The following is a 26189-nucleotide window of genomic DNA, read 5'->3' on the forward strand; positions in this document are numbered from 1 at the left end:
GCTGATCATCGCTGCGCAATCTCTGTACCGGTACCCCTGAGTCATGAGCAAGGAAGAAACCACCCCCGGCGGCCTGCTATCGAAGGTGGTTCGGTTCGTGAAGAATCCCACGGTCAACTGGACGGAGCTCGACTCCATCCAGGACGATCGGGAAAGCCAGTACAGCAAGCAGATGCTCAAGGAGATGATCGAGCGCAAGCGCCGCAACGACTTCGTGCGGCGCCGCGAGTTCGATCAGCTGCGCAAGCTGCGCCAGCGCGAGGTGCTCCAGGGGCACCGCACGGAAGACCCCACCGCACGGCCCTCGTTCTTTCAGAGCAGCATGGCCTCGCCCGACGAGCGCGCCGTCACGCTCAAGAAGATCGACGAGATCGAAGCGCAGATGTCGCAGCAGTGGTGGAAGAGCAAGCAAGGCGCTGACGCTCCCACCCAGCCCGGCGTGATGCCCGAGTCGGGGGGCGAGACCGCCGACTCCGCGCACTCCCGGGCCTATGCACCCACCGCGCCGGGCAGCTTGCCCGCCCACCTGGAGACCAAGCCCGCCGTGCAGCCGCTGTTCGCAGACGACAGCATGGCCGTGGGTCGATTTGGAAGCATGGACGCGCAGATGGGTGGAAGCCCGGGCCCGCAGGAGGCATCCTTCAGCCCTGATGCGACCGCCGCTGCCACGCCAGCGCCGGCACCTGAACCGGAGGAATTTGTGCACGAACCCGATCTGGAAGAAGCCGCCATCCGGTTTGCCAATGGCGACCACGCCGGTGCAGAGGCGGGCCTCATGGATGTGCTGGCGCAGCACCGCGGGGATGCGCCTGCCGAGCAGCAGGAAATCTGGATGACGCTGTTCGACCTGTACCGCGCGACAGGGCAGCACGACCGCTTCGAGACCCTGGCCATCGACTACGCCGCGCAGTACAGCCGGTCGGCGCCGCTGTGGTTCTCGATCCCTGAGCAGTTGGGCATGGCACCCGCGTCGCCGGCGGCAGCCACTGCGGCGCCCGGCCTGCCGGCGCGCAAGGATTTCAGCTGGAATGCGCCAGCCGCGCTGGGCGTGTCGTCCGTGGCGGCCTTGCAGGCATCGCTCGCGCGGTCTGCATCGCCGTGGACCTTGTCGTGGTCCCGCATCGTCTCCATCGACGACGCTGCCGTGCCGCTGCTGGCCGACCAGTTCAGCCTGTGGGCGGAGCGCGACGGCCAGCTGGTGTTTTCCGGTGTCGAAAAACTCAACGCCCTGCTGGACGCCAAGACCCAGTCGGGCGACCGAGCCACCAGCCCCGAATGGTGGCGCCTGCGCATGGCGGCGTTGCGGCTCATGGGCAAGCCCGACGAGTTCGAGCTGGTCGCGCTCGACTACTGCGTGACCTACGAAGTCTCGCCCCCGTCCTGGGTGTCGCCGCGCTGCGGTTACTCGGACAACGAGGGCGGGTCGTCGGGCGCCGCGCCGCTGGCGGCGGATAGCGACTTTGCAGCGTCGGACCTGGCGGGAGACCTCTCGGCACCTGCGCCGCTCGACAGCGCACCGGTCGCCGCGCTCACCGGCCATATCGAGGGTGATGCGGCGCCGCTGCTGGAGCCCTTCCAGGCATTGATGAAGCCCGGTGCGCCATTCACCATCTCGTGCGACAAGCTCATCCGGATGGATTTCGCGGCGGCGGGCTCGGTGCTCAACTGGGCGGCCGAGCAGCAGGGCCTGGGCCATGTGGTGCAGTTCCACAACCTGCAGCGCCTGGTGGCGATCTTCTTCAACGTGATCGGCGTGAACGAGCACGCCTGGGTGATCCCCCGCAAGAACTGATCCGCACGGCGTCGCGCTGGGCGCGCGGCGCAGCGTGTTGTGACGTTGCGTTGCGGATGCATGCAGTGCGATCGTTGAGATCGCCGCAGGGCTTTGTCGGGGTTGCTGGCACTGGATGCTGGTCCTGCATGGGCCGGCGCTGGGCCACGGCGGCTGTGCCTCGCGGCGCTTGAAAGCCGCGCCCGCGCCCCCATGTGCGGCAGCTATGGATTCTTCTCAAAACACCCCGGTGTTCCACGGCACCACCATCCTGAGCGTGCGGCGCCAGACCCCTGACGGCATCCAGGTCGCGATCGGCGGCGACGGCCAGGTCACCCTGGGCAACATCGTGGTCAAGGGCACGGCACGCAAGGTGCGCAAGCTCTATCACGGCAAGGTGCTCGCGGGCTTTGCCGGTGCCACGGCCGATGCGTTCACCCTGTTCGAGCGCTTCGAGGCCAAGCTCGAAAAGCACCAGGGCCACCTGACGCGCGCGGCCATCGAGCTCACCAAGGACTGGCGCACCGACCGCGTGCTGCGCCGCCTGGAGGCCATGCTGGCGGTGGCCGACGCCAGTGCCTCGCTCATCATCACCGGCAACGGCGACGTGCTGGAGCCCGAGCAGGGCATCGTGGCCATCGGCTCCGGCGGCGCGTATGCGCATTCGGCCGCCAAGGCGCTGCTCAACCACACCGACCTGTCGGCCCAGGACATCGTCAAGAAGTCGCTGGAGATCGCGGGCGAGCTGTGCATCTACACCAACATGAACCACACCATCGAGACGCTGTGAGCGTTGATGGCGGTTGCTCTTAATTCGATAGCTGCTTGCGCTTGTCCAGAAAGCGGTAGCGGCTATTTTTGCTCAGAACTTTGAAGGCAGGCCCCGCATGTCCTCCATGACCCCCCAGGAAATAGTCTCCGAACTCGACCACCACATCGTGGGCCAGGCCAGCGCCAAGCGCGCGGTGGCCATCGCGCTGCGCAACCGCTGGCGCCGCCAGCAGGTCGAAGGCAGCCTGCGCCACGAGATCACGCCCAAGAACATCCTCATGATCGGCCCCACGGGCGTGGGCAAGACCGAGATCGCGCGCCGCCTTGCCAGGCTGGCCGATGCGCCTTTCATCAAGGTCGAGGCCACCAAGTTCACCGAGGTGGGCTACGTGGGCAAGGACGTCGATTCCATCATCCGCGACCTGGCCGAGATGGCCGTCAAGCAGACGCGCGAGACCGAGACCAAAAAGGTGCGCGACCGCGCTGTCGACGCTGCCGAAGAGCGCATCCTCGACGTGCTGATCCCGCCCGCCCGCGCCGCTGTCGGCACCGAGCCAGCCGCCGACAACACCGCGCGGCAGGTGTTCCGCAAGAAGCTGCGCGAAGGCGCGCTCGACGACAAGGAGATCGAGATCGACGTGGCCGAGAACCGGCAGCCGCTCGAGATCATGGGCCCCCAGGGCATGGAAGAGATGACCGAGCAACTGCGCGGCATGTTCAGCTCCATGGGCCAGGACAAGCGCAAGACCCGCAAGCTCAAGATCGCCGAGGCGCTCAAGCTGCTGACCGACGAAGAGGCCGGCAAGCTCGTCAACGAGGAAGAGATCAAGGCCCGCGCGGTGGCCAATGCCGAGCAGAACGGCATCGTGTTCATCGACGAGATCGACAAGGTGGCCACCCGCCAGGAAACCAGCGGCGCCGACGTGTCGCGCCAGGGCGTGCAGCGCGACCTGCTGCCGCTGGTGGAGGGCACCACCGTGACCACCAAGTACGGGATGATCAAGACCGACCACATCCTGTTCATCGCCTCCGGCGCATTCCACCTGTCCAAGCCCAGCGATCTGATTCCCGAGTTGCAGGGCCGCTTTCCGATCCGCGTCGAGCTGGAGTCGCTGTCGGTCCAGGACTTCGAGGCCATCCTCACGCAGACCCATGCATCACTGGTCAAGCAGTACCAGGCGCTGCTGGCCACCGAAGGCGTCACGCTCGAATTCGCGCCCGAAGGCATCACGCGCCTGGCGCACATCGCTTTCGAAGTGAACGAGCGCACCGAGAACATCGGCGCCCGCCGCCTGGCCACAGTGATGGAGCGGCTGCTGGACGAGGTGAGCTTCGACGCCACGAAGCTGTCGGGCCAGACGATCACCGTCGACGCGGCCTATGTGGACACCCGCCTGCAGACCCTGAGCCAGGACGAGGACCTGTCGCGCTACATCCTGTGACGACACGGCAGAACCGGGCCGGGCTTGAGAGGTCACTTTCATAGCCCGCCGTAAGTTCTTATTTTTCAACGACTTTTAGCGTTCCGGTGGCTGCAGAGTCGCGTCTAAGTCGTTGATTTCATTACAAAAGTTTGGTGGACGCCCTCTTGTTCGGCGTGCTTTTCCTGCTACAGTGCAAAAAAGTGCAATTAAGTGGTGAAAAGTGCCCTCCAGGCCCCGTTCGGGCCCTGAAGGATCTCAAGATTCCGAACTGGAAAATCCTCCGTGTTTCAAGGTGCCTCGTCGCTAAGTCTCGATGCGAAGGGTCGGCTGTCCGTGCCGACCCGGCATCGTGACGTGCTCGCGGCCACCGCAGCGGGCCAGCTCACGATCACCAAGCACCCCCACGGCTGCCTGATGGTGTTCCCCCGCCCCGAGTGGGAGAAGTTTCGCGAGCGCATCGCCGAGCTGCCCATGTCCGCCCAGTGGTGGAAGCGCATCTTCCTGGGCAACGCCATGGACGTGGAGATGGACGGCACCGGCCGCGTGCTGGTCTCGCCCGAGCTGCGCCAGGCGGCCGGCATCTCCAAGGACACCATGCTGCTGGGCATGGGCAACCACTTCGAACTCTGGGACAAGGCCACCTACGACGAGCAGGAGGCCAAGGCCATGCAGGGTGACATGCCGGATGTCTTCAAGGACTTCTCCTTCTGACCATGACATCCCCTTCTCTTCTTCAACACACCACCGTCCTGCTGGACGAAGCCGTGGACGCGCTGCTGGGCGGCGCCGGGCCCGAGCCTGCGGGCACCTGGGTGGACGGCACCTTCGGGCGCGGAGGGCATTCGCGGCTCATCCTGCTGCGGCTGGGGCCCCAAGGGCGCCTTGTAGCCTTTGACAAGGACCTTGAAGCCATCGCCGAAGCAACGCGCATCACCGATGCGCGTTTTTCCATTCGGCACGAAGGTTTCAGCCACATCGCCGACCTGCCGGCCGGCAGCGCAGCGGGTGTGCTCATGGACCTGGGGGTGAGCTCGCCCCAGATCGACAGCCCGGAGCGGGGGTTCAGCTTCCGTTTCGACGGCCCGCTGGACATGCGCATGGACACCACGCGCGGCGAAAGCGTGGCCCAGTGGCTGGCCACTGCCGAGGTTCAACAGATTGCGGAGGTGATACGTGACTACGGTGAAGAACGGTTTGCTGGCCCCATTGCAAAGGCGATTGTTGCTCGGCGCGAAGAACGGGGCCCTCTTGCAACCACCGCCGAACTGGCCGATCTCGTGGCTGGCACGGTCAAAACCCGCGAGCCGGGCCAGAACCCTGCAACGCGCACATTTCAGGCTCTTCGGATTTTCATCAACGCTGAGCTTGAAGAACTGCAACAGGCGCTAGAAGCCACGCTGTCGGTGCTGCAGCCGGGCGGGCGCCTGGTGGTGATCAGCTTTCACTCGCTGGAAGACCGCATCGTCAAGCAGTTCATCGCCAAGCACTCCAAAGAGGTGTATGACCGCCGCGCGCCGTTTGCCGCGCCGCAGGCCATGAAGCTCGTGGCGCTGGACCGCATCAAGCCCAGCGCCGCCGAGGTGGCCGGCAACCCGCGCTCGCGCAGCGCGATCATGCGCGTGGCCGAGCGCACCGAGGTGGCATGACATGAGCCGCCCCCTGTGTCTTTGCGTGATGTCGGCCTTGCCAAAGGCGGTGTGCTCGCTGCCGGGCCAACTTGCGGCTGCTGCTGCCACGGCCGCTGCATGCGTACGGTGCAGCTACTGACATGACACGCTTGAACATCGTCCTGCTGCTGGCAGTGCTGGCGAGCGCGATCTACCTGGTGCATACCCAGTACGAGTCGCGCCGCCTGTTCACCGAGCTCGACCGCGCCACGGTCGAGGCCCGCCGCCTGGAGACCGAGCACCAGCGCCTGCAGGTCGAAAAGCGCGCCCAGGCCACGCCGCTGCGCGTCGAGAAAATCGCGCGGGCGCAGCTCAACATGCGCACGGCCACGCCGGCCATCACGCAGTACGTGTCCGACCCCCAGGGTCTGGCGGCTGCCGCAGCAGCAGCAGCGGCCGCTGCGCCGGGTGGCGCACCCGCACCGGTGCAAGGAGCGCAGCCATGAGCCGCAGCGTGGTCTACACCGCCAGCCCCCTGCTGGCCAGCAAGACGCCCGTCTGGCGCAGCAAGTTCATCGTGGCCATGATCGCCCTGGGCTTTGTGGCGCTCGCCGGGCGCGCCGCCTATGTGCAGGTGTTCGGCAACGCGTTCTTTCAGCGCCAGGGCGAAGTGCGTTTCGCGCGTACGCTGGAACTGCCGGCCAACCGCGGCAAGATCCTGGACCGCAACGGCCTGATCCTCGCGTCCAGCGTGCCGGCGGCCAGCATCTGGGCCATCCCCGAAGACGTGGAACAGGACAAGCCCGAGACGCGTGCCAAGCTCAAGCAGCTGGCCAAGCTGCTCGACATGCCGCTGGCCGAGCTGCAAAAGAAGCTGGCCGACGAAGACAAGACCTTCGTCTGGATCAAGCGCCAGCTCGACTGGGATGTGGGCCGCGAGATCGCGGCGCTCGACATCAAGGGCATCTACCAGCGCAAGGAATACAAGCGCCAGTACCCCGAAGGCGAAGCCGCCGCCCACGTGGTGGGCTTCACCAACGTGGAGGACCACGGGCAGGAAGGCATGGAGCTGGCCTTCGACAAGGACCTGGCCGGCAAGGCCGGGTCGCGCCGCGTGATCAAGGACCGCCTGGGCCGCGTGGTCGAGGGCGTGGGCGAGACGGTGCAACCCGTCGACGGCAAGGACATGCAGCTGTCCATCGACAGCAAGGTGCAGTTCTTCGCGTACCAGAAGCTGCGCGACCAGGTCGCGCTGCACAAGGCCAAGGCGGGCAGCGTGGTGGTGCTCGATGCGCACACCGGCGAGCTGCTGGCGCTGGCCAACTACCCGAGCTACGTGCCCGACAAGCGCCAGAACCTGACCGGCGAGCAGCTGCGCAACCGCGCGCTCACCGACGTGTTCGAGCCCGGCTCGACCATGAAGCCCTTCACCATCGGCCTGGCCCTGGAGAGCGGGCGCGTGCGCCCCGAGACGCCGGTGGACACCAACCCAGGCCGCATCAACATCACCGGCTCCACCATCTCGGACACGCACAACTACGGCCTGCTCACGGTCGAGGGCGTGATCCAGAAGTCGAGCAACGTGGGCACCACCAAGATCGCGATGCAGATGCCCGCCCGCGAGATGTGGGAGACCTTCTCGGCCGCGGGCTTCGGCCAGAAGCCGCAGCTGCACTTCCCCGGCGTCGTGACCGGGCGCCTGCGGCCCTACAAGACCTGGCGCCCTGTCGAGCAGGCCACCATGTCCTATGGCTACGGCCTGTCGGCCAGCCTGTTCCAGATGGCGCGGTCGTACACCGTGTTCGCCAACGGCGGCCGCGTGATCCCGGCCACCATGTTCAAGACGTCCGAGCCTGCGCTGGGCGTGCCCGTGTTCTCCGAGCGCACGGCCGACCAGGTGCGCAAGATGCTGCAGATGGCCGCCGGCCCCGGCGGCACGGGCCAGAAGGCGCAGACCCTGGGCTACTCGGTGGGTGGCAAGTCCGGCACGGCGCGCAAGCAGGTCGGCAAGAACTACGCATCGGGCAAGTACCGCGCCTGGTTCACCGGCATGGCGCCCATCGACAAGCCGCGCATCATCGTGGCCGTGATGATCGACGAGCCCAGCAACGGCGTGTTCTACGGCGGTGCCGTGGCTGCGCCCGTGTTCAGCGAAGTGGTGCAGCAGACCCTGCGCATGATGGGCGTGCAGCCGGACATGGCCGTCAAGCCCCAGATCGTGGCCAACACGGTGGAGGAATCGCTATGACGGCAAGCACGCTGCCCCTGCTGGCCTCGGTGCACGACGCCGTGGCCTGGCTGCGCGAACGCGTCACCGGCACGCTGCAGACCGACAGCCGCCTGGTCCGCGCGGGCGATGGCTTCATCGCCTGGCCCGGCGCAGCCACCGATGGCCGCGCGCACATCGGCGACGCTTTGGCACGCGGTGCAGTGGCCTGCCTGGTGGAGCACGAAGGCGTCGAGGCCTTCCCGCTCGACGGCTGGCCGGTGGCCGCCCTGCACGGCCTCAAAGCCGCCACCGGGCTGATCGCGGCCGACTGGTTCGGCCACCCCACGCAGCGCCTCGACGTGCTGGCCGTGACCGGCACCAACGGCAAGACCAGCACCACCTGGTGGCTGGCCGAGGCCTTGAATGTGCTATCAAAAAATGAGCTGATTGCGCATGGCGGATGCGCGTTGGTGGGCACATTGGGCATCGGCGTGCCGCCTGCGCTTACCAGCACCGGCATGACCACGCCCGACCCGGTGCGGCTGCAGCACGCGTTTCAGCAGTTCACCGACGCGGGCCGCACGGCGTGCGCCATCGAGGCCTCGTCCATCGGCCTGGCCGAGCACCGCATGGCCGGCAGCCGCATCCGCGTGGCGCTGTTCACCAACTTCACGCAGGACCACCTGGACTACCACCCCAGCATGGCCGCCTACTGGCAGGCCAAGGGCATGCTCTTCGAGTGGCCCGGCCTGCAGGCGGCGGTGGTCAACATCGACGACCTGCGGGGCGCCGAGCTGTACGCATCGCTGGCAGACCGCATGCTGGACCTGTGGAGCGTGTCGATCTCCGGCCCCGCACGGCTGGCTGCACGCGACATCGGCATGGGCGACGGCGGCCTGCGCTTCACCGTGGCCGAGGGCGCGCACACGCATGTGCTGCAAACGCGCGTGATCGGGCTGTACAACGTCTCCAACCTGCTGGGGGTGCTGGCCGGCCTGCGGGCGCTGGGCGTGCCGCTGGAGCATGCGCTGTATGCCTGCGCCCAGCTCTCGCCGGTGCCCGGTCGCATGGAGCAGATCCACAGCCCCGGCCAGCCGCTGGTGGCCGTGGACTACGCGCACACGCCCGATGCGCTGGAAAAAGCCCTCCAGGCGCTGCGCCCCATTGCGGCCGAGCGCGGCGGGCAGCTGTGGTGCGTGTTCGGCTGCGGCGGCGACCGCGACGCGGCCAAGCGCCCGCTGATGGGCGCCGTGGCGCAGCACCAGGCCGACCATGTGGTCGTGACCAGCGACAACCCGCGCAGCGAAGACCCCGCCACCATCGTGCACCAGATCCTGCAAGGCACCATCGCCGGCCGCACCGTGCGCGCCGAGCCCGACCGCGCCGCCGCGATTGCCCTGGCCCTCGCCGAGGCTGCGCCGGCCGATGTGGTGCTGATCGCCGGCAAGGGCCACGAAGACACCCAGGAGACCGCGGGCGTGCGCGTGCCGTTCTCCGACAAGGCCCATGCACGCACTGCGCTGCAGGCCCGGGAGGCCCGCCCATGAGCGCCGCCACGATGCTGACCCTGCAGCAGGCCTTCGACCTCGTGCAGCCGCGCATTCCCGCCGCGCGCCTGGTGGGCGAAGGCACCACGCCGCTGGCCCGCGTGCACACCGACACGCGCACGCTGCAGGCGGGTGATTTGTTCGTGGCTTTGAAGGGCGAGCGCTACGACGCCAATGCCTTCCTGGCCGATGCCCGTGCGGGTGGCGCTGCCGCGGCCATCGCCCACGGCGGCCTCGAAACCGCCGGCCTTGCGGGCATCGAAGTGCCCGACAGCCTGGCTGCGCTCGGTGCGCTGGCCACCGGCTGGCGCGCGCAGTTCGGCCTGCCGCTCGTCGGCGTGACGGGCAGCAATGGCAAGACCACCGTGACGCAGATGATCGCGTCCATCCTGCGCGCCTGGAAGGGCGAGGCCGCGTTTGCCACGCAGGGCAATTTCAACAACGACATCGGCGTGCCGCTGATGCTGCTGTGCCTGCGCGCCGGCCACGCCGCCGCCGTGATCGAAATGGGGATGAACCACCCCGGCGAGATAGCGCTCCTGGCCGCCATGGCGCAGCCCACGGTGGCGCTGGTCAACAATGCCCAGCGCGAGCACCTGGAGTTCATGCACACCGTGGAGGCCGTGGCGCGCGAGAACGGCTCGGTGTTTGCCAGCCTGCCTGCCGATGGCGTGGCGGTGTTCCCGGCGGGCGATGCGTACAGCGGCCTGTGGCAATCGCTCGCGCAGGGCCGCCGCACCGTCACCTTTGGCGACGGCGGCGATGTGACCTGCCGCAGCGCGGCCTGGGAGCAGGGCGCCTGGGCTGTCACGATGGCCACGCCGCAAGGCGAAGTCGCCACGCAGCTGCACATCGCCGGGCGCCACAACGTGAGCAACGCCCTGGCCGCCGCCGCCTGCACCCTGTCGGCAGGCGCGCCCCTGGCCGCCATCGCGCAGGGGCTGGCCAGCTTCACGCCGGTCAAGGGTCGCTCGCGCGCCTTCAGCGTGCGCATCGCGGGCCGCGAAGTCACCGTGGTGGACGACACCTACAACGCCAACCCCGACTCCATGCGTGCCGCCATCGACGTGCTGGCCGAGCTGCCCGGCCCGCAACTGCTGGTGCTGGGCGACATGGGCGAGGTGGGCGACCAGGGGCCGCAGTTCCACGCCGAGGCCGGCGCGCACGCGCGCACGGCCGGCATCCCCCGCCTGTTCGCGCTGGGCGATCAATCGGTGCATGCCACCGCGTCGTACGGCCATGGCAACGGCGAAGGCGGCGAGGCGCGTCATTTCAACGATAGGGGCGCGCTGCTTGATGCAGTGCGCCAGGCCCTGCCCACGGTGGGCAGTGTGCTGGTCAAGGGATCTCGATTCATGAAGATGGAACAGGTGGTGGAGGCAATCGCCTCTGCCGCACAAGTGCAGGACGACCCACAACAACAAGAGCGACAACCGCCCGCGCAGGTACTGGAGGGACACCATGGTGCAACGCAGTAAGAACGTGCGGGCTTTCAAGGCCGCCCCCAGCATCCGCGTGGTGCAGCAACCCGCGGGAGGTGCCGCATGCTGCTAGTGCTGTCCCAATGGCTGCAGGGCCTGTCGCCCGAATTCGGCTTCTTCCGCGTGTTCCAGTACCTCACCTTCCGAGCGGTGATGGCGGCCATGACGGCGCTGCTCATCGGCCTGGTGGCGGGGCCCAAGGTGATCCGCGTGCTGACCTCGCTCAAGATCGGCCAGCCCATCCGCGGCTACGCCATGCAGTCGCACCTGTCCAAGAGCGGCACGCCCACCATGGGCGGCGTGCTGATCCTGCTGTCGATCGCGATCTCGACCCTGCTGTGGTTCGACCTGTCCAACCGCTTCGTCTGGATCGTGCTCATCGTCACGCTGGGCTTTGGCGCCATCGGCTGGGTGGATGACTGGCGCAAGGTGGTCAACAAGGACCCCGAGGGCATGCGCTCGCGCGAGAAGTACCTCTGGCAGTCGGTGATCGGCCTCACGGCCGCGCTGTACCTGGTGTTCAGCATTTCCGAGAGCTCCAACGCCAAGGTGTGGGAGCTGTTCGTCGGCTGGGTGCAGTCGGGCTTCTCGCTCGACCTGCCGCCCAAGGCGGGCCTGCAGCTGCCGTTCTTCAAGGAAGTGAGCTACCCGCTGGGCGTGCTGGGCTTCGTGATCCTGACCTACCTGGTCATCGTGGGTTCCAGCAACGCAGTGAACCTGACCGACGGCCTGGACGGCCTGGCGATCATGCCCGTGGTGATGGTGGGCTCGGCCCTGGGCGTGTTCGCGTACGTCACCGGCAGCTCGGTGTATTCCAAGTACCTGTTCTTCCCGCACATCCCCGGCTCGGGCGAGTTGCTGATCTTCTGCGCCGCCATGGCGGGTGCGGGCCTGGCCTTCCTGTGGTTCAACGCACACCCGGCCCAGGTCTTCATGGGCGACGTGGGCGCGCTGGCGCTGGGCGGCGCCCTGGGCACCATCGCCATCATCGTGCGGCAGGAAATCGTGCTGGCCATCATGGGCGGCATCTTCGTGGTCGAGGCGCTGTCGGTGATGCTGCAGGTGACCTGGTTCAAGTACACCAAGCGCCGCTACGGCGAAGGCCGTCGCCTGCTGAAGATGGCGCCGCTGCACCACCACTTCGAAAAGAGCGGCTGGAAGGAAACGCAGGTGGTCGTGCGCTTCTGGATCATCACCATGCTGCTGTGCCTTGTCGGCCTGTCGACCCTGAAACTGCGATGAACCCGGACGATCCCCTCATCCCCGCGACCACCGCCCCTTCTGCGGTGAAGCTGCCTCCCGACACGGATGCAGGCGGGGCCGTGCCTGCCGATCCGTCGGACGGCGCATCGACGGTGCCCGACGCGTCCGGTACATCCGGCACACCCGGCAGTGCGCCTGTGCAGTCCGTGGCCGACCCAGGGACATCGCCAGAGTCCATCGAACCCCAGCCCGAGGCAGAGACCCCTGCCACCGCTACCGGCGCCCGCGCGGCGGCCGCCGCCGCCGCAGCCTGGGACCCCGAAAAGCCCCCGGCCGTGTCCGCCGCCAAGGCCGCTGCCGACTTCGTCGCACAGATCTTTGCCGACGTGGCCGCTGCCGACGCGCCTGCGCAGCCGGAGCCTGCAGCGCTGCAAGACGATGCCGAACCGGTCGATGCGCCCACCGAACCCTTGGGCCCGCCCGGCCAGGGCATGGCGCCGCTGCAGGGCCAGAACATCCTCATCCTGGGCCTGGGTGCCTCCGGCCTGGCCATGGCGCGCTGGTGCGTGCGCTGCGGCGCCGACGTCACCGTGGCCGACACGCGCGAAGCGCCCCCGCAACTCGCCACGCTGCAGCACGAGCTGCCCCAGGTGCGTTTTGTGGCCGGCGCCTTCGACGCGGCCCTGGTGGAGGGCCAAGGCCTGCACGCGGTCTACCGGTCGCCCGGCCTGAGCCCCGATACGGTTGCTCCTGTTTTTGTAGCTGCTCGCGCCATCGGACTGCCGGTGGGGGGCGAATTGAGCCTGTATGCCATGGCCCTGGCCACGCTGCGGGCGTCCCACGGCTACGCGCCGGCCGTGCTGGCCATCACCGGCACCAACGGCAAGACCACCGTCACGTCGCTCACCGGCCAGCTCGTGGAGCGCTCGGACAAGACCGTGGCCGTGGCCGGCAACATCGGCCCCACGCTGCTCGACACGCTGGCGGGCCACATCGACGCGGTCACGCTGCCCGACGTGTGGGTGCTGGAGCTGTCGAGCTTCCAGCTCGATGGCGTCACCGGTTTCGAGCCGACTGCGGCGGCTGTGCTCAACGTCACGCAGGACCACCTGGACTGGCATGGCGACATGGCCGCGTATGCCGCCGCCAAGGCCCGCATCTTCGGCGAGAAGGGCCTGATGATCCTGAACCGCGAGGACGCGGCGGTGATGCAGATGCTGCCGCCACCCATCAAGGTCAAGCTGCAAAAGCCCCAGGTGCGCGAGCACATCACCTTCGGCGCCGACATGCCCCAGCGCCCCGGCGACTTCGGCATCGAGGTCGTGAGCGGCATGCCCTGGCTGGTGCGCGCCATGGACGCCGACGAGACCCGCAAGCGCGGCCGCAACGAGGCCGCCGAAGACCTGCACATCCAGCGCCTGATGCCCGCCGACGCGCTGCGCATCCGGGGCCGCCACAACGCGGTGAACGCGCTGGCCGCGCTGGCGCTGGCATCGGCCGCGGGCTGCACGCTCGCGCCCCTGCTGTACGGGCTGCGCGAGTACCGCGGAGAGCCGCACCGCGTGGAGCCGGTGGCCATCATCCGCGACGTCGAATACTTTGACGACAGCAAGGGCACGAACGTGGGCGCCACCGTCGCTGCGTTGACCGGCCTGGGTGCGGAGCGCCGCATCGTCGTCATCCTGGGCGGCGACGGCAAGGGGCAGGACTTCTCGCCGCTGGCAGCGCCCGTGTCGCGCTACGCGCGCGCCGTGGTGCTGATCGGGCGCGACGCGCCGCTGATCCGCGCCGCGCTGGCCGACAGCGGCGTGGCCCTGGTCGATGCAGAGACATTGCCCCAGGCCGTGGAACTGGCCGCGCAGCGCGCACACGCAGGCGACGCCGTGCTGATGTCGCCCGCCTGCGCCAGCTTTGACATGTTCCGCGGCTACGAGCACCGGGCACAGGTGTTCTGCGACACCGTGCGCGCGCTGGCCGATGACGCGATGGGAGGTGTGGCATGAGCGCACCCGCCAGCAGCCTTTTGCAGCGCGTGACCGGCTGGTTCGGCGGCCTGCCTGGCAAGGCCGTGGACGTGCTGCCCGTGCGCGTGGGCGGCACCGACTACCGCCCCCGCACCACCAGCACGCCCGCGAGCGTGCTCGGCTTCGACCAGGCCCTGCTGTGGGTGGTGGTGGCGCTGCTCGCATGGGGGCTGGTGATGGTGTATTCGGCCTCCATCGCCATGCCGGACAACCCGCGCTTTGCCAACTACGCCTCCACCCATTTCCTGACCCGCCACGTGATGTACCTGGTGGTGGGCTTTGTCGCCGCGCTGCTGGCGTTCCAGATCCCGATGGCGCTGTGGGAGCGCGTGGCACCCTGGCTCTTCGTGGCAGCGTTGCTGCTGCTGGTGGCGGTGCTGATCCCGGGTGTGGGCAAGGTGGTCAACGGTGCGCGGCGCTGGCTGTCGCTCGGTCCCATCGGCTTTCAGCCGTCGGAGGTGGCCAAGTTCGCCGTCCTCATCTACGCGGCCGACTACATGGTCCGCAAGATGGAGGTGAAGGAGCGGTTCTTTCGCGCCGTGCTGCCCATGGGCGCCGCCGTGGCCATCGTGGGCGTGCTGCTGCTGGCCGAGCCCGACATGGGCGCCTTCATGGTGGTCGCCGTGATCGCCATGGGCATCCTGTTCCTGGGCGGCGTGAACGCCCGCATGTTCTTCCTGATCGCGGGCGTGCTGGTGTCGGCCTTCGGCGTGATGATCGCCAGCTCGCCCTGGCGTCGCGAGCGCGTGTTCGCCTACCTCGACCCGTTCAGCGAAGAGCACGCATTGGGCAAGGGCTACCAGCTCTCGCACTCGCTGATCGCCATCGGGCGCGGCGAGATCTTCGGCGTGGGCCTGGGCGGCAGCGTCGAGAAGCTGCATTGGCTGCCCGAAGCCCACACCGACTTCCTGCTCGCCGTGATCGGCGAAGAGTTCGGCCTGGTGGGCGTGGTCATCCTCATCGTGCTGTTTCTGTGGATGACGCGCCGCATCATGCACATCGGCCGCCAGGCCATCGCCCTCGACCGCGTGTTCTCCGGCCTCGTCGCGCAGGGCGTGGCGATCTGGATCGGCTTCCAGGCCTTCATCAACATGGGCGTGAACCTGGGCGCACTGCCCACCAAGGGGCTCACGCTGCCGCTGATGAGTTTTGGCGGGTCGGCGATCTTGATGAACCTCGTGGCGCTGGCGGTGGTGATGCGGGTGGACTACGAGAACAAACTCCTCATGAGAGGGGGGCGCGTATGACGCAGAAGACCGCCCTCATCATGGCCGGCGGTACCGGCGGCCACATCTTTCCGGGCCTGGCCGTGGCGGAAGAACTGCGTGCGCGCGGCTGGCGCGTGCACTGGCTGGGCGCGCCGGGCAGCATGGAGTCGCGCATCGTGCCCACGCACGGCTTTGCACTCGAACTCATCGATTTTTCGGGCGTGCGCGGCAAGGGCATCGTCACGCTGGCATTGCTGCCGCTGCGCCTGTTGCGCGCATTCGGCCAGGCACTGGCGGTGGTGCGCCGCGTCAAGCCCGACGTGGTGGTGGGCCTGGGCGGCTACATCACCTTTCCGGGCGGGATGATGGGCGTGCTGGCTGGCAAGCCGCTGGTGCTGCACGAGCAGAACTCGGTGGCCGGCATGGCCAACAAGGTGCTGGCGGGTGTGGCAGACCGTGTGTTCACCGCCTTCCCCAATGTGTTCCCCAAGGGCCAGTGGGTGGGCAACCCGCTGCGCACCGCCTTCACCAGCAAGCCCGCACCCGCCGAACGCTTTGCCGGGCGCACCGGGCCTTTGCGCCTGCTGGTGGTGGGCGGCAGCCTGGGCGCCCGTGCGCTCAACGAGATCGTGCCGCAGGCCGTGGCGCTGATGCCTGCGGACCAGCGCCCGGTGGTCATCCACCAGAGCGGCGCGACGCAGATCGACGCGCTGCGCGCCAACTATGCCGCGGCAGGTGTCGCGGCCGAATGCACGCCGTTCATCGACGACACCGCCAGCGCCTTTGCCGACGCCGACATCATCGTCTGCCGCGCGGGCGCGAGCACCGTGACCGAGATCGCGGCCGTGGGGGCAGCCGCACTGTTCGTGCCCTTCCCCTCGGCGGTGGACGACCACCAGACCACCAACGCCCAGTTCCTCGTGAATGCAGGCGGCGGGTGGCTCACCCAGCAGCGCGACCTGACGCCCGAAGGCCTGTCGCAGATGCTATTGAATATGGAGCGCTCCACGCTGGTAGATACAGCGGTGAAAGCCAAAAACATGCAAAAAATCAATGCCACCCGCGAAGTGGTGACCGCCTGCGAGGAGTTGGCATGAAGCACGCCATTCGCCACATCCACTTCGTCGGCCTGGGCGGCGCCGGCATGAGCGGCATCGCCGAGGTGCTGTTCAACCTGGGCTACCGCATCTCGGGCTCCGACCTGGCCGACAGCGCCACGCTGCGGCGCCTGGAGGGCCTGGGCATCAAGACCTGCCTGGGCCATGCCGCGGCGCACATCGACGGTGCCGATGCGGTGGTCACGTCCACGGCCGTGACGCCCGACAACCCCGAGGTGCTGGCCGCCCGCGAGAAGAAGATCCCGGTCGTGCCGCGCGCCCTCATGCTGGCCGAGCTGATGCGTTTGAAGCAAGGCATCGCCATCGCGGGCACGCACGGCAAGACGACGACCACCAGCCTCGTGACCAGCGTACTGGCCGAGGCGGGGCTCGACCCGACCTTCGTCATCGGCGGCAAGCTCAACAGCGCGGGCGCCAATGCCAAGCTGGGCAGCGGCGACTACATCGTGGTGGAGGCCGACGAGTCCGATGCGTCGTTCCTGAACCTGCTGCCGGTGATGGCCGTGGTGACCAACATCGACGCCGACCACATGGAGACCTACGGGCATGACTTCGGCCGGCTCAAGGGCGCGTTCGTCGACTTCCTGCACCGCATGCCGTTCTACGGCACGGCGGTGCTGTGCGTGGACAGCCCCGCGGTGCGCGAGATCATGCCCAGCGTGACCTGCCCGATCACCAGCTACGGCTTTTCGGACGACGCCCAGGTGCGCGCCATCGATGTGCGCGCCGAGGCCGGGCAGATGCGCTTTACCGTGCAGCGGCGCAACGGCGTCACGCTGCCCGACCTGGAGGTGGTGCTCAACCTCGCGGGCGAGCACAACGTGCTCAACGCGCTGTCGGCCATCGCGATCGCGGTGGAGCTCAACATCCCCGACGAAGCCGTGCAGCGCGCGCTGGCGGGCTTCAAGGGCGTGGGCCGGCGCTTTCAGCACTACGGCGACATGCCCGCCAAGGGCGGCGGCACGTTCACCGTGATCGACGACTACGGCCACCACCCGGTGGAGATGGCCGCCACGCTGGCGGCCGCGCGCGGCGCGTTCCCCGGGCGGCGCCTGGTGCTGGCCTTCCAGCCGCACCGCTACAGCCGCACGCGCGACTGCTTCGAAGATTTCGTGAAGGTGATCGGCAACGCCGACGCCGTGCTGCTGACCGAGGTGTACGCCGCCGGCGAGGCACCCGTGGTCGCGGCCGACGGCCGCTCCCTGGCCCGTGCGCTGCGGGTGGCCGGCCGGGTGGAGCCGGTGTTCGTCGACAACGTGTCCGACCTGCCGCAGGCCATTGCCGACAACGCCCGGGCGGGCGATGTGGTGATGTGCATGGGCGCAGGCTCTATCGGGGCCGTGCCGGGCAAGGTGGTCGATTTGCTACAAAAAAATGAGCTGAAGGCGCTGGAGGGGAGCGCGGTATGACTGTTTCTGAACTCAATATCGATGTGAAGCCCCTGGGCAAGGTCGCCGTGCTGATGGGCGGCGACTCCGCAGAGCGCGAGGTGTCCCTCATGTCCGGCAGCGGCGTGCTGCAGGCGCTGCGTTCCAGCGGCGTGGACGCGCATGCGTTCGACCCGGCGCAGAACCAGTTGAGCGATCTCAAGCGCGACGGCTACGCCCGCTGTTTCATTGCCCTGCATGGCCGCCACGGCGAGGACGGCACGGTGCAGGGCGCGCTGGAGCTGCTCGGCATTCCGTACACCGGGCCGGGTGTGATGGCCTCGGCCATTGCGATGGACAAGGTCATGACCAAGCGCGTGTGGACGGCCGAGGGCCTGCCCACGCCGCGCTACGTGTGGCTGGCACCGGACCGCCAGCAGCGCGAGGTGGTGCGCACGGTGCCCGACGAGCTGGGCCTGCCGCTGATCGTGAAGCCGCCGCGCGAGGGATCGTCGATCGGCGTGACCAAGGTGCGTGGCTACTCGGACATGCAGGAGGCCGTGCTGCTGTCGGCCCGCTACGACCCCGATGTGCTCTGCGAAGAATTCATCGACGGCGAAGAGGTGACCTGCCCCGTGCTGGGCCAGGGTGCCGATGCCGTGGTGCTGCCCGTGATCCGCATCGCGGCCCCGGATGGCGCCTACGACTACCAGAACAAATACTTCACCGACGACGTGAAGTACCAGTGCCCGAGTGGCCTGCCCGAGGCCGAGGAGCGCGAGATCCAGCGCATCGTGCTGGAGGCCTACCGCACGCTCGGCTGCCGGGGCTGGGGCCGCGCCGACCTGATGATCCGCGCGAGCGACCGCAAGCCCTTCCTGCTGGAGATGAACACGTCGCCCGGCATGACGGGGCACTCGCTGGTCCCGATGTCTGCGCGTGCTGCGGGCATCAGCTATGAAGCGCTGTGCCTGCGCATCCTGGCCGACGCGGCGCTGGATACGCCCGCGCGCGCCGCACAAGGAGCCGCCCACCCATGACCTCCACCCTGCCGGCACCGCTGGACGTCAAGCTCATGAACTGGACCGCCTCGGCCCTGTTCGTGTGCCTGGCTGCGGGCGTGCTGGTGGCGGGGACGTGGTGGGTGCTGCGCTACCCCGGCTTTGCGGTGTCGCGCATCGTGGTGCAGGGCGACTTGGTGCACAACAACGCGGTCACGCTGCGGGCCAATGTGGCGCCGCACCTGGCCGGCAACTTTTTCACGGTGGACCTGCGCGCGGCCCGCGAGGCGTTCGAGCAAGTGCCCTGGGTGCGCCGCGCCGAGGTGCAGCGCGTGTACCCCGGCAGCCTGCATGTGCAGCTGCAGGAGCACGACGCGGTGGCGTACTGGGGGCCCGAGAGCGGCTCGGCGCTGGTCAACACGCAGGGCGAGGTGTTCGAGGCCAACGTGGGCGACGTGGAGCAGGAAGGCCTGCCGCGACTGCTGGGCCCGGCGGGCAGCTCCGCCGAGGTGCTGCAGATGCATGGCTTGCTGGCGCCGGTCTTCACGCCGCTGGGGATGGAGGTCGAGACGCTGGAGCTGACCGGCCGCGGCGGCTGGCGCGTGACGCTCGATAGCGGCGCAGTGGTCGAGCTCGGTGGCGGCACGCCCGCGGAGGTGGTGCAGCGCACCCAGCGGTTCACGCGCACGCTCACCCAGGTGGCGGCGCAGTACCACCGCCGTGTGGATGCGCTGGAGTCCGCGGACCTGCGGCACACCGGCGGGTACGCGCTGCGCATGCGCGGCGTGACCACGGTGGCGGCGGATGGTACGGGTGCACCCGCCGCGGTGCGCAGGAGGTGACGGCATGCAGCAACAGATCGAGGCGCGCAAGCGTACGGGCCAGGGTGTGGTGCCGACCGAGGGGCGGCCAGGCAGAACAGAGAAGGGCAGAGACTGATATGGCAAGAGAATACAAAGACGTTGTGGTGGGGCTCGATATCGGCACGGCCAAGGTCATGGCCGTGGTCGCCGAGGTGCTGCCCAATGGAGAGCTCAAGCTGGCAGGCCTGGGGGTGGCTCCGAGCAATGGCCTCAAGCGCGGCGTGGTGGTCAACATCGACGCCACCGTGCAGAGCATCCAGCAGGCCTTGAAAGAGGCCGAGCTGATGGCCGACTGCAAGATCCAGCGTGTGTACACCGGCATCACCGGCAGCCATATCCGCGGCCTCAACTCCAGCGGCATGGTGGCCGTCAAGGACAAGGAAGTCACCTCGGCCGATGTGGCGCGCGTGGTGGAGACGGCCAAGGCCATCAACATCAGCAGCGACCAGCGCCTGCTGCTGGTGGAGCCGCAGGAGTTCGTGATCGACGGGCAGGATGTGAAGGAGCCCATCGGCATGAGCGGCATCCGCCTCGAAGCCAAGATCCACATCGTGACCGGCGCCCAGAGCGCGGCCGAGAACATCATCAAGTGCGTGCGCCGCTGCGGCCTGGAGGTCGAGCAGCTCATGCTCAACCCGCTGGCCAGCAGCCAGGCGGTGCTGACCGACGACGAGCGCGAGCTGGGCGTGGTGGTGGTCGACATCGGCGCGGGCACGACCGACGTGGCGATCTTCACCGGCGGCGCGATCCGCCACACGGCGGTGATCCCGATCGCGGGCGACCTCATCACCAGCGACATCGCCATGGCGCTGCGCACGCCCACGAAGGACGCCGAGGACATCAAGGTCGAAAGCGGCTACGCCAAGCAGTTGCTGGCCGACCCCGAGGCGCAGGTGGAAGTGCCGGGCCTGGGCGACCGCAGCCCCCGCATGCTGAGCAAGCAGGCGCTGGCCGGCGTGATCGAGCCGCGGGTGGAAGAGATCTTCTCGCTCGTGCAGCAGGTGGTGCGCGAGTCGGGGTACGAAGAAGTGCTGTCGTCGGGCATCGTGCTCACGGGCGGCAGCTCGGTCATGCCCGGGATGATCGAGCTGGGTGAAGACATCTTCTTGAAGCCCGTTCGGCGTGGCATTCCGAAGTATTCCAGCGCTTTGTCTGACATGGTGGCACAGCCCAGAGCTGCTACCGTCATGGGCCTTCTGGAAGAGGCGCGTCTGGCACGCCTGCGCGGCTTCAAGGTGGCACAGAAAAGCGGTTCCATGAAGACGGCCTTTGGCCGCTTCAAGGACTTCATCGTGGGGAATTTCTGACCATGAAATTTCCTCTCTGGCTGGCGCGAGGCAGCCCGCACCGAATACCGCGTGGGCGATGGCGACGATGTACCGGACCGCCGCCCCCTCTGCGCACGATGACATACCGAACAACCCATTGGCAGTCGCACACGAGATTGCAAACGAATTCAGTGAAAGAAACAGGAGCTCCAACATGACCATCGAAATGATCGAAGCCGAAGAATTCAACCAGGGCACCCAGATCAAGGTGATCGGCGTGGGCGGCGGCGGCAGCAACGCCGTCGAGCACATGATTGCCCGCAGCGTGCAGGGCGTGGAGTTTGTCTGCGCCAACACCGACGCGCAGGCATTGACCCGCAGCTCGGCCCACCGCCACATCCAGCTGGGCGGCAGCGGCCTGGGCGCCGGCAGCAAGCCTGACAAGGGCCGTGAAGCCGCCGAAGCCGCGGTGGACGACATCCGCCTGGCCATCGATGGCGCACACATGCTGTTCATCACCGCCGGCATGGGTGGCGGCACGGGCACGGGTGCTGCACCCGTGATTGCCCGCGTGGCCAAGGAAATGGGCATCCTGACCGTGGGCGTGGTCACCAAGCCGTTCGACTGGGAAGGTGGCCGCCGCATGACCAACGCCGACAACGGCCTGGCCGAGCTCGAAGCCAACGTCGACTCGTTGATCGTCGTGCTCAACGAGAAGCTGCTGGAAGTGCTGGGCGATGACATCACCCAGGACGAAGCCTTTGCCCATGCCAACGACGTGCTCAAGAACGCCGTGGGCGGCATTGCCGAAATCATCAACGAATACGGCCATGTGAACGTCGACTTTGAAGACGTGCGCACCGTGATGGGCGAGCCCGGCAAGGCCATGATGGGCACGGCCACCGCCAGCGGCCCGGACCGCGCCCGCATCGCTGCCGAACAGGCCGTGGCCTGCCCGCTGCTCGAAGGCATCGACCTGTCGGGCGCCAAGGGCGTGCTGGTGCTGGTGACGGCCGCGAAGGGCAGCCTCAAGCTGTCCGAATCGCGCCTGGCCATGAGCACCATCAATGCCTACGCTTCGCCCGACGCGCACGTGATCTACGGCGCCGCCTACGACGACAGCCTGGGCGACGAGATCCGCGTGACCGTGGTCGCCACCGGCCTGTCGCGCCCCAACGCGCGCCSCCAGCCGATCTCGGTGGTGCAGGGCGGCCTGCGCACCGGCACGGACAACGTGGCCTACCAGATGCCGCTGACCGGCGCCGGCGTGATCGGCTCGGCCGTGGGCGTGCAGGGCGGCCATGCCGGCAGCACCCAGGCCGACTACGGCAGCATGTCGGTGCCCAGCGTGTGGCGCACCAACCGCACGCAGGCGGCAGCCCGGGTGGACGCGCTGTCGTCGGGTGGCATGGACGATCTGGAAATCCCGGCTTTCCTGCGTAAACAAGCAGATTGATTCGGTACTCCCCCCTGAGCGGCTACGCCGCTTCACCCCCTCTCTCGCTGCGCGGGAGGGGGGGACGACACCAGCGCGGCGGGGCGGCCCTTGCGCGGTGTCTCTGGCCTGGGTCGCGCCAGTTTTGGTCCGCCGTTGTCCGATTGAGCGGTCCTTTCGTCAGGCACCTCAAGCACAGCGTTCAGAGGCGTAGCTGTTAAACGTCCAATTGCGCAGTGACTCAACTTGCTCTCACTAACTGAATTGAACCAATCCGTTTCCTATCAAGGTCATAGGAAGCTGCGGATGGTTTTCGCGGGGTCGCCCCACTAAAATCCTCGGATGCTCCAGCAACGCACCCTCAAGACGATCACCCGCGCCGTGGGCGTGGGCCTGCACAGTGGTCAGAGGGTCGAGCTGACCTTGCGGCCTGCGCAGCCGGACACCGGGATCGTGTTCCGGCGGGTGGACCTGCCGCAGCCGGTGGACATTCCGATCCGCGCCGAGGCCGTGACCGACACCCGGCTGGCGTCCACCATCGCGGTGGGCAGTGCCAAGGTGCACACGGTGGAGCATCTGATGTCGGCCTGCGCGGGGCTGGGCATCGACAACCTGTACGTGGACATCACGGCCGAAGAGGTGCCCATCCTCGACGGGTCGTCGGCATCGTTCGTGTTCCTGCTGCAGAGCGCGGGCGTGGAACTGCAGAACGCCCCCAAGCGCTTCATCCGCGTGACCCGCCCGGTGGAGGTGCGCGAGGGCGAGGGCGCCAACACCAAGTGGGCGCGCCTCGCGCCTTACCACGGCTACAAGCTCAGCTTCGAGATCGACTTCGACCATCCGGCCGTGGACTCCACCGGCCAGCGCGTGGAGTTCGACATGGGCGCCGGCAACTACAGCCGCGACATCGCCCGCGCGCGTACTTTCGGCTTCACGCGCGACGTGGAGATGATGCGGTCCAACGGCCTGGCACTCGGTGGCGGTCTTGACAACGCCATCGTGATGGACGACTACAAGGTGCTCAACAGCGACGGGCTGCGCTACGACGACGAGTTCGTCAAACACAAGATCCTTGATGCCATGGGCGACTTGTACCTCATCGGCAAGCCGCTGCTGGCGGCGTACAGCGCGTTCCGCTCGGGCCACGGCATGAACAACCTGCTGCTGCGCGAGTTGCTGGCGCAGCGCGATGCCTGGGAGGTGGTGACCTTCGAGGACGAGCGCCAGGCCCCTGGCGGCTTTGCGCAGCCGGCGCGAGCCTGGTGACCGCGGGTCTCGCTGGCCGGCGGACCGGCCCTGTTGCGCACTGCTGAAAGGCACGTCCCGCCATGATCATCGTTCGCTGGCTCGCCATCTTCTTGCTTCTGGCAGCGGCTGTCTCTTTCGGTTTCTACGTGGGCACAGGCCAGGCGCACTACAAGCGCATCGGGCTGGCCATCCTGAAGTGGACAGTGATCGCCGCCGTGGTGTTTTTCGCAGTCGTGCTGATCGACCGCGTGACCTGACAGCTCCTGCCCTGTACCGCCGCGGTTTCCCCCGGCCCGCACAGTGGCCTATACTCGCGCCTGCTCCGGGGTGCACGTAGGGGCCTGCTTCGACAACGTCGAACAGGCTGCTGGGCGTGCTGAGACGGCGGACCTTACCGCCGGAACCGCGAACTTGATCTGGTTAGTACCAGCGTAAGAAGAGCTGCAGTCGGAATTTTCCGCACCTGCGTACCAACACCCCGCCCACCGGGCAGCGTTGGCGCGCAACGTGCGCACAGCGGGGGCCTGTCGGGCCTTGGCGGTGCGCCCGGGCACCCGCCAGGGTGCGTGCGGTCCATGCCGGCCTATTGCGGAGCACAGATCCATCCCACCGATAGGAATGTGCCCGCCATGAATGCCCCCGACAAGTTCGCCCACCTGCTCGCGCTCACCCGCGAACCCTTCCCCGCTTCCACCAAGAGCTACCTGACCGGCAGCCGCCCCGATGTCCGCGTGCCCGTGCGCGACATTGCGCTCACCAATGGCGAGCAGGTCAGCGTGTACGACACCTCCGGCCCTTACACCGACCCGACGGCGACCATCGACGTGCGCCAGGGCCTGGCCAGCGTGCGCGGTGGCTGGATCGCCGCGCGCGGCGACACCGAGCTGTACGACGGCCGCCAGCGTGTGGCGCTGGACGACGGCAGCAAGAGCGAAGACGCCGCGCGCCTGGCCCAGCTGCGCACCGAAGCGGCCGCGCTGCAGCGCGCACCGCTGCGTGCCAAGAGCGGCGCCAACGTGACCCAGATGCACTACGCCAGGAAAGGCATCGTCACGCCCGAGATGGAATACGTGGCCCTGCGCGAGAACGGCAAGCGCGAGTGGATGGCCCAGTACATGCAGGACGCGGGCCGCGAGCAGCGCCTGATGGGCAACCCCATGGGCGCGAGCATCCCCAAGATCATCACCCCCGAATTCGTGCGCGATGAAGTAGCCCGGGGCCGCGCCATCATCCCCGCCAACATCAACCACCCCGAGGTCGAGCCCATGGCCATCGGGCGCAACTTCAAGGTCAAGATCAACGCCAACATCGGCAACTCGGCCGTCACCTCCAGCATCGAGGAAGAGGTTGAAAAGCTGGTGTGGGCGATCCGCTGGGGCGCCGACAACGTGATGGACCTGTCCACCGGCAAGAACATCCACACCACGCGCGACTGGATCGTGCGCAACTCGCCCGTGCCCATCGGCACGGTGCCCATCTACCAGGCGCTGGAGAAGGTGGGCGGCGTGGCCGAGGACCTGACCTGGGCGATCTTCCGCGACACGCTGATCGAGCAGGCCGAGCAGGGCGTGGACTACTTCACCATCCACGCGGGCGTGCGGCTGGCCTACATCCACCTCACCGCGCAGCGGCGCACGGGCATCGTCTCGCGCGGCGGCTCCATCATGGCCAAGTGGTGCATGGCACACCACCGCGAGAGCTTCCTGTACGAGCACTTCGAGGACATCTGCGACATCATGAAGGCGTACGACGTGTCGTTCAGCCTGGGCGACGGCCTGCGCCCCGGCTGCGCATCGGACGCCAACGACGAGGCCCAGTTCGCCGAGCTGCACACGCTGGGCGAGCTGACCCAGGTGGCCTGGAAGCACGACGTGCAGACCATGATCGAAGGCCCCGGCCACGTGCCCATGCACATGATCCAGGCCAACATGACCGAGCAGCTCAAGACCTGCCACGAGGCGCCGTTCTACACCCTGGGCCCGCTGACCATCGACATCGCACCGGGCTACGACCACATCGCATCGGCCATCGGCGCGGCCATGATCGGCTGGATGGGCACGGCCATGCTGTGCTACGTGACGCCCAAGGAGCACCTGGGGCTGCCCGACCGCGATGACGTCAAGCAAGGGATCATCGCGTACAAGATCGCGGCGCATGCGGCCGATGTGGCCAAGGGCCACCCGGGCGCCCGGGCGCGCGACGATGCGCTGAGCCAAGCGCGGTTCGACTTCCGCTGGCAGGACCAGTTCAACCTGGGCCTGGACCCCGACACGGCCAAGGAATACCACGACGAGACGCTGCCGAAAGACAGCGCCAAGGTGGCGCATTTCTGCTCCATGTGCGGCCCCAAGTTCTGCTCCATGAAGATCACGCGGGAGGTGCGTGAATTCGCCACCCAGAAGGGCATGGCCGAGTCGGAAGCGCTGGCCCGCGGCATGGAGACCAAGGCGGTGGAGTTCCAGCGCCAGGGCGGTCAGCTGTACGTGCCCATCGTGGCCGAAGGCGCGGCGCCAGGGCAGGGCAAGGCCTGACGACCCAGGCCCCTGGACACCAAGCGAAAGGACGCCGCGTGCGTCCTTTTTTTGGGGTTGTCGTATCAGTAGGGGTGTTCCCGTAGATCGCATTCCCATTAGCCCGGCTACTG

General features: G+C 67.8%; 21 protein-coding genes. All 21 read left to right on the top strand.

Annotated features, from left to right (window positions below):
- Positions 1 to 43: 43 nt before the first annotated feature.
- The 21 genes from ASG27_RS09015 (at position 44) to thiC (ending at position 26076) form a co-directional block, all read left to right on the top strand.
- Positions 44 to 1792 (top strand): STAS domain-containing protein, encoded by a 1749-nt coding sequence (locus ASG27_RS09015; protein ID WP_056415043.1) that lies wholly within the window; start codon positions 44 to 46, stop codon positions 1790 to 1792.
- A gap of 205 nt (positions 1793 to 1997) precedes the next feature.
- The gene (hslV, locus tag ASG27_RS09020; protein ID WP_056173105.1) at positions 1998 to 2561 is read left to right on the top strand and encodes an ATP-dependent protease subunit HslV; all 564 of its coding nucleotides are present in this window, start codon (positions 1998 to 2000) and stop codon (positions 2559 to 2561) included.
- Positions 2562 to 2658: 97 nt separating this feature from the next.
- Positions 2659 to 3984, top strand: coding sequence for an ATP-dependent protease ATPase subunit HslU (gene hslU / locus ASG27_RS09025; RefSeq protein ID WP_056415046.1), 1326 nt, complete (start codon positions 2659 to 2661; stop codon positions 3982 to 3984).
- 264 nt (positions 3985 to 4248) lie between these two features.
- Positions 4249 to 4677 carry a division/cell wall cluster transcriptional repressor MraZ gene (gene mraZ, locus ASG27_RS09030; protein WP_056415049.1) on the top strand — a complete coding sequence of 143 codons (429 nt, stop codon included), beginning with the start codon at positions 4249 to 4251 and terminating at the stop codon, positions 4675 to 4677.
- A gap of 2 nt (positions 4678 to 4679) precedes the next feature.
- Positions 4680 to 5612 carry a 16S rRNA (cytosine(1402)-N(4))-methyltransferase RsmH gene (gene rsmH, locus ASG27_RS09035; protein WP_056173117.1) on the top strand — a complete coding sequence of 311 codons (933 nt, stop codon included), beginning with the start codon at positions 4680 to 4682 and terminating at the stop codon, positions 5610 to 5612.
- A gap of 122 nt (positions 5613 to 5734) precedes the next feature.
- Positions 5735 to 6079 carry a cell division protein FtsL gene (gene ftsL / locus ASG27_RS09040; protein ID WP_056415053.1) on the top strand — a complete coding sequence of 115 codons (345 nt, stop codon included), beginning with the start codon at positions 5735 to 5737 and terminating at the stop codon, positions 6077 to 6079.
- Positions 6076 to 7821: a peptidoglycan D,D-transpeptidase FtsI family protein gene (locus ASG27_RS09045; RefSeq protein ID WP_056415057.1), complete on the top strand. Its 1746-nt coding sequence runs from the start codon at positions 6076 to 6078 to the stop codon at positions 7819 to 7821. The genes ftsL and ASG27_RS09045 overlap by 4 nt, the downstream gene beginning before the upstream one ends.
- On the top strand, positions 7818 to 9329 hold the full coding sequence (locus ASG27_RS09050) for a UDP-N-acetylmuramoyl-L-alanyl-D-glutamate--2,6-diaminopimelate ligase (protein ID WP_056415061.1): 1512 nt from the start codon (positions 7818 to 7820) through the stop codon (positions 9327 to 9329). The genes ASG27_RS09045 and ASG27_RS09050 overlap by 4 nt, the downstream gene beginning before the upstream one ends.
- Positions 9326 to 10807: a UDP-N-acetylmuramoyl-tripeptide--D-alanyl-D-alanine ligase gene (locus tag ASG27_RS09055; protein WP_056415065.1), complete on the top strand. Its 1482-nt coding sequence runs from the start codon at positions 9326 to 9328 to the stop codon at positions 10805 to 10807. The genes ASG27_RS09050 and ASG27_RS09055 overlap by 4 nt, the downstream gene beginning before the upstream one ends.
- A gap of 66 nt (positions 10808 to 10873) precedes the next feature.
- Positions 10874 to 12052: a phospho-N-acetylmuramoyl-pentapeptide-transferase gene (gene mraY, locus ASG27_RS09060; protein WP_056173130.1), complete on the top strand. Its 1179-nt coding sequence runs from the start codon at positions 10874 to 10876 to the stop codon at positions 12050 to 12052.
- Positions 12049 to 14016, top strand: a complete 1968-nt coding sequence (gene murD / locus ASG27_RS09065) for a UDP-N-acetylmuramoyl-L-alanine--D-glutamate ligase (RefSeq protein WP_082485890.1) — start codon at positions 12049 to 12051, stop codon at positions 14014 to 14016. The genes mraY and murD overlap by 4 nt, the downstream gene beginning before the upstream one ends.
- A complete protein-coding gene (ftsW, locus tag ASG27_RS09070; RefSeq protein WP_056173133.1) occupies positions 14013 to 15284 on the top strand; it encodes a putative lipid II flippase FtsW in 1272 nt (423 codons plus the stop codon). The genes murD and ftsW overlap by 4 nt, the downstream gene beginning before the upstream one ends.
- Complete coding sequence (gene murG, locus ASG27_RS09075) at positions 15281 to 16342, top strand: undecaprenyldiphospho-muramoylpentapeptide beta-N-acetylglucosaminyltransferase (protein WP_056415068.1); 1062 nt, start codon at positions 15281 to 15283, stop codon at positions 16340 to 16342. Before ftsW ends, murG begins: the two co-directional genes overlap by 4 nt.
- A complete protein-coding gene (murC, locus tag ASG27_RS09080) occupies positions 16339 to 17772 on the top strand; it encodes a UDP-N-acetylmuramate--L-alanine ligase (RefSeq protein ID WP_056415070.1) in 1434 nt (477 codons plus the stop codon). Before murG ends, murC begins: the two co-directional genes overlap by 4 nt.
- A complete protein-coding gene (locus ASG27_RS09085; protein WP_056415073.1) occupies positions 17769 to 18770 on the top strand; it encodes a D-alanine--D-alanine ligase in 1002 nt (333 codons plus the stop codon). The genes murC and ASG27_RS09085 overlap by 4 nt, the downstream gene beginning before the upstream one ends.
- Entirely contained in the window at positions 18767 to 19573 is an 807-nt protein-coding gene (locus ASG27_RS09090; RefSeq protein ID WP_056415075.1) for a cell division protein FtsQ/DivIB, read from the top strand. Before ASG27_RS09085 ends, ASG27_RS09090 begins: the two co-directional genes overlap by 4 nt.
- 98 nt (positions 19574 to 19671) lie before the next feature.
- Entirely contained in the window at positions 19672 to 20901 is a 1230-nt protein-coding gene (gene ftsA / locus ASG27_RS09095) for a cell division protein FtsA (RefSeq protein ID WP_008903721.1), read from the top strand.
- 175 nt (positions 20902 to 21076) lie between these two features.
- Positions 21077 to 22318: a cell division protein FtsZ gene (gene ftsZ / locus ASG27_RS09100; protein WP_056434598.1), complete on the top strand. Its 1242-nt coding sequence runs from the start codon at positions 21077 to 21079 to the stop codon at positions 22316 to 22318.
- A 321-nt stretch (positions 22319 to 22639) separates the two neighbouring features.
- A complete protein-coding gene (gene lpxC, locus ASG27_RS09105; protein ID WP_056415081.1) occupies positions 22640 to 23563 on the top strand; it encodes a UDP-3-O-acyl-N-acetylglucosamine deacetylase in 924 nt (307 codons plus the stop codon).
- Positions 23564 to 23625: 62 nt separating this feature from the next.
- A complete protein-coding gene (locus ASG27_RS27270; RefSeq protein WP_200912413.1) occupies positions 23626 to 23802 on the top strand; it encodes a hypothetical protein in 177 nt (58 codons plus the stop codon).
- 372 nt (positions 23803 to 24174) lie between these two features.
- A complete protein-coding gene (thiC, locus tag ASG27_RS09110; protein ID WP_056415085.1) occupies positions 24175 to 26076 on the top strand; it encodes a phosphomethylpyrimidine synthase ThiC in 1902 nt (633 codons plus the stop codon).
- The last annotated feature ends 113 nt before the right edge of the window (positions 26077 to 26189 follow it).

Source organism: Acidovorax sp. Leaf191 (assembly GCF_001424425.1).
Classification (GTDB): domain Bacteria; phylum Pseudomonadota; class Gammaproteobacteria; order Burkholderiales; family Burkholderiaceae_C; genus Acidovorax.